We start from the raw sequence: 12,875 nt of genomic DNA, 5'->3' as shown, positions 1-12,875 counted from the left end.
CCCGTCGTCACCACGGCGCCCCACGCCCTCGAGGGCGCGGCCCGAACAGAGTCCGAGGCCGTCGCCGGCGTCTGGGCCGCGGCGGACGCACACAGAAAGATGGCGAGGAGGCGGGTCATGGCGAGGTCGCGAACCCCGTGCGCGTCATCTCGCCCCACGAGTCGTCCTTGCGGATGTACTTCCAGATGCCACGGAGCCTCCACCAAACCGTGAGCTGCCGGTAACCGAGGTTCTCGAGCACGACGACAGCGAGGAGTAGCGCCAGGTCCCTCGTCGATGTGTACCGGTGGAACGCGTACTGCTCGAACGCGATGGCGGCGATCGACTGCGCCGCCCCTAGGGAGAGCGCGAGGGCGAGGAGGAGGAGGCCGACGCCCCCTGAGAAGGCCCCGACGATCACACTGACCACCAGCAGGACGTACCCCAACGCCTCCATCACCGGACCCATCAGCTCGATGAAAAGGAACGTCGGGACTGAGAACATCCCCACGCGCCCATAGCGGGGGTTGAAGACCACACGGCGATGCTTCCACACCACCTCCATCCCACCCCGTTGCCACCGGTCGCGCTGCTTGCCCAAGACCTCGAGGGTCGACGGGCACTCCGTCCACGACACGGCATCCGGAACGAAGTCGACGTGGTAAGGGATGCCGTTGTCGATGTGGTACCGGTGGAGTTTCAGGGTCAGCTCGAAGTCCTCGCCGACCGTGTCGGGGTCGAGGCCGTTGACGGCCACGACGGCCTGGCGCTTGAACAGCCCGAAGGCCCCGGAGATGAGAGGCAGCGCGCCGATCGCGTTCCAGCCCACCCTCGAGGACGCGAACGCGCGGATGTACTCGAGCACCTGAAACCGAGCGACCCACGACTCAGGCATCCTCACGTTCGTGACGCGGCCGTGCTGGACGGTGCAGTCGTTGACGATCCCGATGGTCCCGCCGACCGCGACCGTCGACGCGTTCTCGAGGAACGGCCGCACGACGCGGTGCAGCCCGTCGGGTGCTAGAATGCTGTCCCCGTCGAGGACGCAAAGGAGAGGGGTCCGGCAGTGGTTGATCCCGACGTTGATCGCGTCCGACCGGCCGCCGTTCTCCTTGTCGATGATCCACAAGTCCGGCCGCTGCCGGCTGCGGTAGGCACCGCGGACCTCCGCCGTGCCGATCCAGGCGGTCCGTGGCCGGACGGCGGGCGTCATGTCGAACGCGTCGATAAGGCGGTCCAGGGTCTCGTCCTTCGAGCCGTCATTGACGACCAGGATCTCTTTCATCGGGTACGAGACGGCCAGGAGGGCTCGGACGGCCTCGACGCAAACGGTGGCCTCGTTGTACATCGGGGCGATGAGCGTGATCGGCGGGGTCGCAGCGGCGCCGGACGCTTCGTCGGAGTAGAACGTACCGGACCATCGCTGGAGCTTCCGCAGCGATGGAAACGCGAGAGCCGCCGTCGCGGTGTAGGCGATGGCTCCCAGCGCGAACAAGGTGATCCCGATCACATCGAGGACGAGGACAACGTGGCGTAGCGTCTCCGTCACGCTGCGACCTCGGCGAGACCGGCTTCTGCGAGCGCCTGTCGGGCCACGGCGGCCCGGACGGAGTCCTCCGAGGCCACGGTCCGTAGCGACGCGACGCGGCCCGAATCGATCAGACCCTGCGCAGCGCGGAGCGCGACCCACGGGGACGTATCGGACAGCGCGTTCTCGACGCGGGCCGCGTCGGCCGGTTGCAAGCTGATGGCGGCCAGCGCGCTCACGGCGTGGATTCGGATCACGTCGGACGGGTGTTCGGTCAGCTCTCGGACGGTGGGGGCGTGCCCCGGTCCGCCGATGTCCCGAAGCAGCCGGAGGAGGGCGGCCTGGACCTCGAGGGGCGTTTCTCCGTCCTCGAGGATGCTCACGGCAAGGTCGCTGGCCGGCGGGTAGCCTAGGAGCCGGAGCGACTCTACACACGCGCACCGAGTGGACTCCGGACGAGCGGGGTCGGCTACGCCGAGCATGAGGTGGGGCGCGGCGTCGAACCCGAACAGGGCGAGCATCGACGCGACCGCGTTGACGCCCCAGGCCTCGAACCGGTCGAGGGTGTCGAGGACGGGCCGGACGAAGTCGGGGTCCTGGGACCGGGCGAGGCCCCGCGCCGCGATCATCGCGACCGCTGGCGACTCGTCCTTGAGGCGGAGTCGGAGCGGCTTGAGGTCGATCCTCGACCCGAGCAGGCCGAACAGGTGAGTCGCCAGGGCGCGCCGGTCCGACCGGCGGTGGTGGAGCATCTCCTTCGCGGTGTCGAGGTGGGGGGCCGCCGCTTCGGCGAGGACGTCGTGACTCCGGCCTCCTAATCGAAGCGCGTATGCGATCAGCAGCCTGAAGTAGTCTCCATGAGCGTTCCTGCCGACCAGAAGCGCAACGGAGGAGGGGTCTCGAGAGCCCACGAGCGCGTCGAGCAAAACGGGCTTCCAGGCGTTCCACCGGCGGTCTCTCCGTTTTTCGTTCCGGCTGGCGGCAGCGTGGGTCCACACGGTCGCCCCGATCAGGAAGACGGTCAACCCGCCGGTGGCGAACAGCGCGACGACCAGCGCACCGGTGATGATCTCTTCCTCGATCATGACCCGTCACCGCTGCCCGTCCGCGCCAAGCGGCGCACGCCGGCACTGAGGATGGCGAGCGAGAGCGGCCGGCCCATCACGATGTCGGCATCGAGGTCGTAGGCGCGCGCGGCGAGGCCGTCGTTGCCGGGCCAGGTGAGGACCAGGACGGGAAGGTCCTGCCGGCTCACGGCTCCGACCCGGATCCGACGCAGGATGTCGAGGCCGTCGATCCCGATCAGGTCGGCATCGAGGACGGCGGCGTCGAAGCTCTCGGACTGGAGCTTCTCGAGCGTGGACGGTCCGTTCGTCGACGTGTCCACGGCCGTCCCGTCGCGCTCCAGCCGGTGCCGGAGAACGTGCGCCGTGATCGAGTCGCCTTCGGCGAGGAGCACTCGTGGGCGCTCGTCTCGACGAAAGCCGGCGATGGGGACAAGGGACGGCTTGGACAGGGCGGAGGACGTTCTTCGTCTAGGTATCGGCCAGGTGCGTTCCGACTTGCGCCGGTGCGCCGTTTATCCACCGATCCCAATCGTCCACCCAGGGCGTCACGGTGAACATCTCTCGGACGACTTCCGAGGGGGCCGGCTTGGCGAACAGGTAGCCCTGGCCAAAGTGGGCGCCCGCTTCCCGGAGCGCTCGGAGTTGCCCCGGCGTCTCGATCCCCTCGGCGACCGCCCGCATCCCGAGCTCGCCGGACAACCGGACGACGGCCCGGACGACGGCTCGTGCGGGGGCCGAGTTCTCGAGGTCGGAGACGAACGAGCGGTCGATCTTGACGCCGTCGACGGGGAGCGCATGGAGCAGGCCGAGCGACGAGAATCCGGCGCCGAAGTCGTCGATGGCGACTCTCAGGCCCTTGTCGTGTGCGGCGGCGACGACGGATTGGGCGGCCTCGAGGTCGACGACGGCGCGCTCGGTCAGCTCGAGGACGAGGCAGTCCGGGTTGAGGCCCGTGTCGTCCGCGGTCTGGCGGGCGTAGGCGACCAGGCCCTCGCCGAGGAACGTCTTGTCCGAGCAATTGACGCTCACGTAGGCCATCGAGTCGAGCGCCTCGGCGCCCCAGGTGCTGACCTCCTCGCACGTCCGCTTGAGGATCCACCGGTCGATGTCGGCGATGGCCCCCGTCTCTTCTGCGAGAGACAGGAAGAGGGCGGGGGGCATCACCCCGCGCTCGGGGTGGTCCCAGCGAACGAGCGCCTCGAAGCCCGCGATCGCGCCCGTCTCGAGGTCGACGATCGGTTGGAAGTGGGGGACGATCTGTCCGAGCCCGGCCGCGAACGAGAGGTCCTGCTCTAAACGGAAGCGCAACGTCGCCTCCTGGTGCATCGCGCCGGTAAAGGTGGCGAGCCGGCCTCGACCGTTCTTCTTCGCGGCGTACATCGCCGTGTCCGCGTCGCGGAGGACGGTCTCTGGCGAGTCGTACCGGTCGGCGTGGGTGACCAGGCCGATGCTCGCGGAGGGCGACACCGTCCTCGATCCGAGGTCGACGGGGGGCTCGAGAGCGTGGAGGAGGTCGCGCCCCAGTTCATCGGGGTAGGGCGTCGACGCGACCACGCCGAACTCGTCGCCGCCGAGCCTCGCGATGACGGCGCCCTCGATGTGGGCGAGCGCGTTCCTGAGGCGGATCGCGATGGCCTGGAGCATCTTGTCGCCCGCCTCGTGACCGAGCGAGTCGTTGACGATTTTGAACCGGTCGAGGTCGATGAAATAGACTGCGAAAGGGACGTCGTCTACCAACGCCTGCTCGATGCGCTGCCGAAAGAGGATCCGGTTGTCCAAGCCCGTCAAGGCGTCGTGCGTGGCCTGGTGCAGGAGCTGCGCCGACATCTGGCGTTGAGCCGTCACGTCCCGAGAGACGGCGAGCATCCCTCGCTCTCCTCCGTCGGAGTCCAGGAGGGCGCTGGACGAGACGGACACGAACCGCCGGACGCCGTGGGGGTCGATGAAGATGAGGTTGCCCTCTTTGGCCGCCTCGCTCTGGAGGGCCGCCTCCGCGTCGTCGGTGATCTGTCCGAGCTCGGGGAGCAGGTACGTGACGACCTCGGCCAGAGGTCGGCCGATGACCTCCACTGAGGTCAGGCCGTGGAGGACTTCGGCGCCTCCGTTCCAATAGGTGATGCGGCCCTCGAGGTCGAGGGCCATGACGGCATCGGAGACCTGCGCCAGGACGTCGGACTGGAAGGTCCGCTGCTCCTCCGCCTCGCGACGGGCCGTGACGTCGCGGATGGCCGTGACCCGCTCGGCGCGACTGCCGGTCGCCGCGGGGCGGCCCTGGATCTCCGCCCAGAACCGGCTCCCGTCCTTCCGTACGGCCACGACCTCGTAGGGGTCGGTGTTGTTGTCGAGCGTCATCTTGCGGACGAGCTCTCGGTACTCCGGAGCTGCCAACTCCGACGCGGGCAGCCCGACGACGCCCTCGAGGGACTCGTACCCGAAGAGCCGGGCGAGCTGGTCGTTTCCGTCGACGACCCGGCCCTGAGAGACGTACGCGATCCCTTCGGACGTCGCGTCGCTGAGAGCGCGAAACCGAGCTTCGCTTTGGGCGAGCGCGCGGCGGCTCCGGGCCCGTTCCGTGATGTCGAGCGACACCCCGATCAGCCCCGTGACGCCCCCGTCGGGACCCCGCACCGGGCGAGCGCGACTCGCGAACACGGCGTCCCCGATCTTCTCCTCCCACGTCGCGGCGTCGCCCTCGAGGACGCGGCGGACACAGCGGAGCGCCGTCGACGCATTGGGGTACATGTCGAAGATGCACCGGCCGACGCTCTCGCCGGCCTCGAGGCCGAGTGTCGCGAGGCCGGCTCCTTCCGAGAGCGTGAACACGCCGTCGGCGTCGGTCCCGAACAGGACGATCGGGGTCTCTTCGATGACGGCTCGGAGTTGGTCGGACGCCTCGGCCAGCTCGTGCTCGTGTGCCTCGCGCTCGAGGACGCTGCCGACCCAAAGCGCCATCAGGCGGAGGAGGTCGTGGTCATCGGTCGAGAGGGGCCGGTCGAGCGGCTGGCTCGAGCGCAAACTGATCGTGCCCCACTCCCGGTCGTCGACGAAGACCGGGACGCCGACGTAGCTCTGCGTGCCGAGACGGCGTCGTGCTGCGTGGTCTCGGTGCGGAGACCGGGACGCATCGGGGATCTCCACGACGTCGCTCCGTGAGATCGTCAGGGAGCAGAACGTCTCGTCGAGGGACAGCGCTGATCCGGGCTCGGTGCCATAGCCTGGTGCGTGGACCACCATGACCGTGTACCGGCCGCCCTCGATGCGACCCAGCAGCCCGGCCTCGAAGCCGAGCATCTCTGACGCCAGGCGCAAGGCGCGCTCGACCCGTGCGACGAACGGCTGGCCGTCGTTGGCGATGACGGACGCGATGAGCCCGAGCCGGTCCCGGCGGCGTCCGTCGAGGCCGTCGGTCCGCCGATCGTAGGGGGCTGTCAGCCGCGCGTCACCGCGACGGGAAAGAGAGGGCATGGCGTGAGCACGCGAGGGGCACCTCCGTCGTGCGCACATCGTGTGCCGATGTTGTGCTCGTCCTCGAGGACGAGCTAACCCCTTAATTCAGAAGCGTACGAACGCGCGGGATGGTGCGCCCGTGTTACGATCTCCCCGAGTAAGGTTCGACACGAACCGGGCCGCGCTCTCGAGGACGGCTAGCGGCGCTCGGCGTCGCGGTGGGCGTCAGGGTGGCCGCCGGGCGGCACGCCGCCCACGAATCCGTCGGCGTCCTCCCAGCCGTGCGCAGGGAGGGAGCCGAGGTCGCCGAACTCGCCGATCATCCCGATCTCCGTGCTGAGCCGGTAGCCCTGCTCGCGCTCGACCGTCTCTTGCACGTAGCCGATCAGGTGGCGGACGTCTCGCGCCGTCGCGCCGCCCACGTTGATCAAGATGTTGGCGTGGCGCTCCGTCACCATGGCGCCTCCGATCCGGGTCCCCTTGAGGCCGCACCAGTCGGCGAGCCGTCCCGCTCCGACCCCGTCGATCTTCTTAAAGATGGACCCCGCCGACGGTTGGGTATCGAGCGGCGGGTGCCTCGCGCCCCGCCACTCGAGGTTCGCGTCGACGACCTCGCGCAGACGTGCCGAGTCCGCGGCCTCGAGGTCGAACGTGGCGCTCAGCACCAGGTCGTCGGTGACGTGCAGCGTCGAGTAGTCGTAGCCGAAGTCGAACCAGTCGTGGCCGACGGTGCGGCGTGTCCCGTCCGAGCCGAGCAGCTCGGCCGAGGTGACGACCTCCTCGATAAACATCGTCCGCTCGCGCTCCGGTGGCGGCGACAGAAAGTGCAGGTTCTGCCACAGCGCTCCGCCGACCGTCGAGGGGATCCCCGCGTAGTGCTCGACGCCGCTCAGCCCGGCTCCCACCGCGGCCTCGATCAAGGTCGGCCAGACGATGGCGCCGCTCTCGGCTGTGACCGTCGTGCCCTCGACCTCGATGTGAGCCGCGCCGTTGCGGATCACGACGCCGCGGAAACCGAGGTCGCCGATCAAGATGTTGGCGCCCATGCCCAGGAGGAAGAACGGGACTTTGGCCTGCCGCGCGGAAGTGACCGCGGCGGCCAGCTCGTCGGCGGTCTCGACCTCGAGGAAGACGTCTGCCGGGCCGCCGATCTTGAACGTCGTGAACGGCGCCAGCGACACGTCCGTCCGAACGCGCTCGGCCTCGAGGTCGGGGAGTGCGTCCCCGAGGGCGTCGCGGAAGTCGCGTTCTCGGCGCTCGCGCTCGGTGGGCGAGATCGGGGAGTCGGGGGCGGGAGAGACGAGGGGCACGGCGGGAGCGGAAGATGCCGGAGTCTAGCGGTCGGTGGGACCGCCTCGAGGTCGGCCGGCTGTAGTCTCCGGTGAATCCTTCGACCTCGATGACCATGGCCGACGATCCCAGCTTCTACGAACGCGTCTACGACGTCGTGCGCCAGGTGCCGGCCGGCCGGGCTACGACGTACGGCCATGTCGCCCGCGCTCTGGGGGCTCCCCGGGCGTCTCGCGGCGTGGGGTGGGCGCTGAAGGCCGTCGCCGGCCTCGAGGGGGGCGGGCTCTCGGTCCCGTGTCACCGCGTGGTCAACCGGGAGGGCCGCTTGACCGGCCGCCGCCACTTCCCATCGCCGACGGTCATGGAGGAGAGGCTCCGGTCCGAGAACGTCCCGTTCCTCCCCGACGGCCGGGTCGACCTCGAGGGCTGCCTGTGGATCCCGCCGACGGAGTGCTAACCACCGGGTGCGGCTTCGCTCGGCCGTCTACGCTGTTGGAACGACTATTCAGCACCGGGGCGACGGTCCAGCGACGCATACGACCGTTCAGGGCCAATCCGACGGCGTTCGGACACGGTGACGTGACACCAGCGTCACGCGTTGGTAAATTGGGAGCCGATCAAACCCCTACCTCCGACCGGACGGCCCGGAGGCTCACTCACACACACAACACGCGCACTCATGCGACTTATTGCTTCTCGTGCCCTCGGCTTCGCGATCGCCCTGTTGGCGATCACGGCTGGTCCTGGCGCGATTGCCCAGACCGGCACCATCGCCGGCCAGGTCATCGACGCCGACAACGGCGAGCCGCTCACCACGGCGGCCGTCACCATCGTCGGCCGTGCCGGAATCGGCGCCGCCGCCGATATCGACGGCAGCTACTCCTTCGAGGTCGCCCCGGGCACCTATACGCTTCAGGCCACCTTCATCGGGTACGTGACCCAGACGGCCCAGGTCACAGTGACCTCCGGCGGGACCACGACGCAGAACTTCGGCTTGGAGGCCGACCTGACCGGCCTCGAGGAGGTCGTTGTCACGGGCGCGCTCTCGGAGCGGTCGCTCTCGCAGTCCGAGGTGGCCGTGAGCCGCATCAACGCGGCCGAGCTCACCGACGTCCAGCAGTACTCGGACGTCAACCAGCTCCTGAACGGCAAGGTGGCCGGCGTCTCCGTCCAGCCCTCGTCGGGCAACGTCGGCGGTGGCATCCGCTTCAACGTGCGTGGCGGCGGTGGCCTCAACGGCAACGGCCAGCCGCTCATCTACGTCGACGGCATCCGCGTCAACAACGACCAGTTCGACGGACTGGGCGCGGGCGGCCAGGGCATCGGCGCGCTCAGCGGCTTGGCCCCCGACGACATCGCGACGATCGACGTTTTGAAGGGGCCTGCCGCGGCAGCGCTTTACGGAACGGACGCCTCCAACGGCGTTGTGATCATCACGACCAAGCGGGGCACGATCGGCGGCGGCGCGAACTCGCCCCTCCCGTTCCAGATCAACTACTCCGGCTCGACGGGTCAGAACACCCAGCAGTTCGAGTACGACGAACTGACGGCAGGTGAGACGTTCGAGAGCGCCAACGCCGGCTTCGTCGACGGCGGCATCGAGCAGCACACGATCGGCATCTCCGGCGGCTCCTCGGCGGTCCGCTACTTCACCCAGTTCGACTACCGCGACGAGGACGGCATCCTGCCGGGCAACTTCCAGAACCGCCGGAACCTGCGGGCCAACTTCGAGGCGTTCCCGCTCTCGAACCTCCAGCTCTCGGCGACCTCGTCGTACAACTTCAACTCGGTCGGTCAGCCCCAAAACGACAACAACATCCTGGGCTACCTCGGCAACACGCTGCTCTTCCCGTTTACGTACGCGTTCACGGACTCGCTCGCCGTTCGTGCCATCGAGTCGGAGTACATCACGAACCAGTTCCTCGGTTCGTTCGAGGCTCGGTACACGCCGATCCAGAACCTGCAGCTTCGCGCTCAAGCTGGCCTCGACGCCAACGACACGCGCGGTGACCAGTTTTTCCCGTCCAACTTCGTCTTCTCGGGCGTGACCAACGGCGAGCGGACGGTGTACACACGTGCAACAGACCAGGTCTCGTTCTTGGTCGACGCCCGCTACCGGTATGTGCCAGTCGAGGGGCTCAACGCCTCGACCTCGGTCGGTGTCCAAGGCTTCGATCGCCGCCTCCGCACGTTCAGCACACGGATCCAGGACTTTGCAACAGAGCTCATCCCGAACGCCGGCGCCGGATCCGAATTCCAGGCCGCCGGAGAGTTCTTTAACAACCTCCGCCAGATCGGCCTGATCGTCGAGCAGTCGCTGGACTACAACAACACGTTCTTCGGCACCGTCGGCTTCCGGAATGACTACGCCTCGACGATCGGTGTGGACGCGCCTAGCGTGATCTACCCGTTGGCTCGTGCGGCCGTCCGGCTGGACCAGTTCGACGCGGTCCCCGACTTGTTCTCCATCCTCAAGGTCCGCGCGGCCTACGGTGCGAGCGGTCAGCTTCCGAACTCGTTCGACCCGATCGCGATCTTGTACGCGGCTGAGGTCGGCGGTGACGGTGCGGGTGCCGTGCCGTCCCAGATCGGCAACACCGGCATCGAGCCGGAGCGCGTGACCGAGTTCGAGACCGGAATCGACCTCGAGATCGCCAACCGGGTCGGCATCGAGTTCACGTACTACAACCAGCGCGCCGAGGACTCGATCTTCGGTCGTCAGTTGGCGCCCTCGACCGGTCTCGTGGCGTCGAACGTCCCGTTCAACGTCGGTGAGATCTCGCTCCAGGGCTTGGAGCTTGCCATCAACGCGACCGCGGTTCAGACGCGCAACTTTGGTCTCGACTTGGGGATCATCGCGAGCTACCAGACCAACGAGGTCGAGTCAGTCGGCTTCGATGGCGCCGGTAACCCGCTGCCCAACCTGTTCGACGGGTTCGACGTCAACGTCATCGCTCCTGGCTTGGCGCGGTCCACGTTCTACGTGACGCCCGTCAACGGCGCCCTCTTCAACGACGACGGCACGTACGCCGGCGTTGACACCGGAGTCCAGGTCGACGACAATGGCATGCCGCTCGACAGCGCCTGCAACGTCGAGGACAACCGGTGTGTCCGGGGCATTCCGTACCCGGAGTTCAACGGGTCGTTCACGGCGAACCTGACGCTGTTCCAGGACTTCACGGTCTACGCGCTCGCGGACTGGGCCACTGGCCTCTCGGTGTTCAACAACACGGACGCGTTCCGCGCACAGTTCGGCAACTACGCCCAGCGCAACGATCTCGCCGATCAGCTCGACACGCTGACCCCGGGAACGCAGGAGTACATCGATGCGGCGAACGCCTTCGCTCGTACGACGGGAACCCTCGACGACAACTTTATTCGTGAGGCCGATTACCTCAAGCTTCGTGAGCTCACGGTCCGGTACAACTTGGGCCGTCTCATCGCGCAGGCCCCGGGGCTCAACCGCGTTCGCACGGCCGCCCTTGCGTTCTCGGCTCGCAACCTGTTCCAGACGTCGCTCTACGATGGACTTGACCCAGAGGTCAACTTCAACGGTGCGCGGAGCCTGTCGCGTGGCTCGGACTTCCTGACGCTGCAGAACCCCCGTCAGTTCTTCCTCACGCTCACACTAGGCATCTAAGACAGCTCGGACGCTTTGGTGGCCGGCCTCGAGGCCGGCCACTAAACGTCAAGCCATTCTATCTATGAAACACTACATCCATACCGGACTCGCCGGTCTCCTTCTTCTGGGCGGAGCCAGCCTTACAGGCTGTGACTCGTTTGTCGAGGACATCGACGGCCCCGTCGATCGTGTCGTCGGCGACTCGCTCGACTCACAAGGCCAAATCCCGTTCCTGATCACAGGCGTCAAGGAGGGGTTCAACGACTCCTACGACCAACTCGCGACGCTCTCAGACTTGCTCGCCGACGTCGGCCAGTTCAACCCCGCGGTTCAGAACTCGACGTTCCCAACGTTCGGCGAGATCGACCGAGGCGAGATCGAGCTCGATAACAACTCGAACGACAACGCTTACGACGCGGTCAACGAGTACCGCTTCTCGGCGGACGACCTTCTGCGCCGGGTAAACGAGACTATCGAGTTCTCGGACGACGAGGACGGTGCCGAGGCACGGCGTGCTGCGTTGTACTCGGCCAACTTCCACGGTGGAGTCGCGCGCTACTTCCTCGGCACGTACTACAGCGTCGACGGGCAGAACGGGGCGGCCCCGATCAGTGAGGACCAGGAGAACCCCTCTGCACCGATCCCGACGGCGGAGCTCTACGCCCAGGCCGACGCCAAGCTCGCCGAGGCTGCTGGCCTCGCAGCGACCGATTACGATCGCCGTGTGATCAACACGCTCCGTGCTCGGATCGCGCTGTTCGGCGGCGATCGCGATGCCGCTGCGAACTTCGCTCAAAACGGCCTCGTTCAGACGGACGAGCCGTACTCGGGTCGTTACACCTCGCTCTCCACAAACGCGTGGTGGATCGATGGCGGACGTGGCCGGACGCAGATCAGCATCAACGACCGATTCGTCGACCTCGATTCGCTGGATTCTCGGTCGCTCGTCGAGATCGCACCGCCACGTGACGCAGGCGTTGATCCGGGTCCGTTCTACCGTCAGGCTCTCTACCTGATGAACAGCGACCCCCTACCGTTCCTGACGTGGCAGGAGAACGCGCTCATCCTGGCCGAGGCCGACATCTTCGACGGTGGCGACGACAACGACGCTCGCACTCGGATCAACGCCGTCCGCACCTCGCGCGGCTTGGCCGACCTCGAGGACGGCGACGCCATCGATCAGGACCTCTTGATCGCGACGCGTGACCGCGAGCTGTTTACGCTGGGCCTCCGCCTAGTTGACCAGCGCCGGTTCGGGATCTTCCACCTCGGGCCGGACAAGCAGCGGTTCTTCCCGTTGCCGCAGACCGAGCGGAACGCGAACCCGAACATCTAGGCGGGACACGTCCCACCTCTCGTACTGAGACCGAGGGCGGTTCGGCATGATTGCCGGGCCGCCCTCGTTGATTGTAGACTTTAGTCAGCTACTAGCAACCAAGACTGCCATGCACCGAGGGTACTCGTTCGTCGTCGCGATTGCTGTTCTCTTGTGTTCTCCGCTAGCGGCGCAGGATGGGGAACTGTCGATCCTGGTCAAGGGCGCAGACACTGGGAGCCCGCTCGCAGGAGCCGCCCTCGAGGTCGGAGGCATAGGTGGGTCGGCGGACATGTTCGGTATGGCTGAACTATCCGGCGTGCCGCCTGGAGCCTTGGCGATCTCGGCCTCCTTTCCGGGCTACGTCGCGATCGACACGACGGTCACGGTCGAGGCCGGCGTCGAGAACGTTGTCGTGCTGGCATTGCCGTCAGGCGCTCGCGACCTCGAGGAAGTGCTCGTCGAGGCCGAGTCCATCAACGACGCCATGCTCCGCCGACGGGGCTTCTTCGAACGCCAGAGTCAGGGGATGGGAGCCTTTCTAACCCGGCAAGAGCTCGACGAGCGCGGGACGACGATGTTTTCCGACGTCTTCCGAGGGATCCCCGGGATTCGCGTGCGGCGCCA

General features: G+C 67.3%; 9 protein-coding genes. 4 read left to right on the top strand and 5 right to left on the bottom strand.

The genetic code is table 11. The annotated features are described in order from the left end of the window. Positions 1 to 115: 115 nt before the first annotated feature. The 5 genes from WBA11_RS15575 to murB all read right to left on the bottom strand — a co-directional run bounded on the left by WBA11_RS15575 (position 116) and on the right by murB (position 7,331). Entirely contained in the window at positions 116 to 1,528 is a 1,413-nt protein-coding gene (locus tag WBA11_RS15575; protein WP_424521581.1) for a glycosyltransferase family 2 protein, read from the bottom strand. Beyond that, on the bottom strand, positions 1,525 to 2,592 hold the full coding sequence (locus WBA11_RS15570; protein WP_424521580.1) for a HEAT repeat domain-containing protein: 1,068 nt from the start codon (positions 2,590 to 2,592) through the stop codon (positions 1,525 to 1,527). Before WBA11_RS15570 ends, WBA11_RS15575 begins: the two co-directional genes overlap by 4 nt. Further along, positions 2,589 to 2,966 carry a response regulator transcription factor gene (locus WBA11_RS15565; protein ID WP_424521579.1) on the bottom strand — a complete coding sequence of 126 codons (378 nt, stop codon included), beginning with the start codon at positions 2,964 to 2,966 and terminating at the stop codon, positions 2,589 to 2,591. Before WBA11_RS15565 ends, WBA11_RS15570 begins: the two co-directional genes overlap by 4 nt. Before the next feature lie 76 nt (positions 2,967 to 3,042). After that, positions 3,043 to 6,039 (bottom strand): sensor domain-containing phosphodiesterase, encoded by a 2,997-nt coding sequence (locus WBA11_RS15560; protein ID WP_424521578.1) that lies wholly within the window; start codon positions 6,037 to 6,039, stop codon positions 3,043 to 3,045. 179 nt (positions 6,040 to 6,218) lie between these two features. Further along, entirely contained in the window at positions 6,219 to 7,331 is a 1,113-nt protein-coding gene (murB, locus tag WBA11_RS15555) for a UDP-N-acetylmuramate dehydrogenase (protein ID WP_424521577.1), read from the bottom strand. A gap of 95 nt (positions 7,332 to 7,426) precedes the next feature. On the opposite strand from murB, the gene WBA11_RS15550 reads away from it, so the two are divergent. From WBA11_RS15550 to WBA11_RS15535, 4 genes are all read left to right on the top strand, one after another. Further along, a complete protein-coding gene (locus WBA11_RS15550; protein ID WP_424521576.1) occupies positions 7,427 to 7,768 on the top strand; it encodes an MGMT family protein in 342 nt (113 codons plus the stop codon). Between the two features lie 222 nt (positions 7,769 to 7,990). After that, positions 7,991 to 10,951: a TonB-dependent receptor plug domain-containing protein gene (locus tag WBA11_RS15545; RefSeq protein WP_424521575.1), complete on the top strand. Its 2,961-nt coding sequence runs from the start codon at positions 7,991 to 7,993 to the stop codon at positions 10,949 to 10,951. 64 nt (positions 10,952 to 11,015) lie between these two features. Next, the gene (locus WBA11_RS15540) at positions 11,016 to 12,269 is read left to right on the top strand and encodes a hypothetical protein (protein WP_424521574.1); all 1,254 of its coding nucleotides are present in this window, start codon (positions 11,016 to 11,018) and stop codon (positions 12,267 to 12,269) included. Between the two features lie 280 nt (positions 12,270 to 12,549). Next, positions 12,550 to 12,875, top strand: a 326-nt coding sequence (locus WBA11_RS15535; RefSeq protein ID WP_424521573.1) for a hypothetical protein, incomplete at its 3' end; no start/stop codon positions are given.

This window comes from Rubrivirga sp., assembly GCF_049648075.1.
In the GTDB taxonomy this organism is placed as follows: Bacteria; Bacteroidota; Rhodothermia; order Rhodothermales; family Rubricoccaceae; genus Rubrivirga.
Note: the sequence above shows the minus strand (reverse complement) of the source record. Positions and strands in the feature narration are given on the sequence as shown.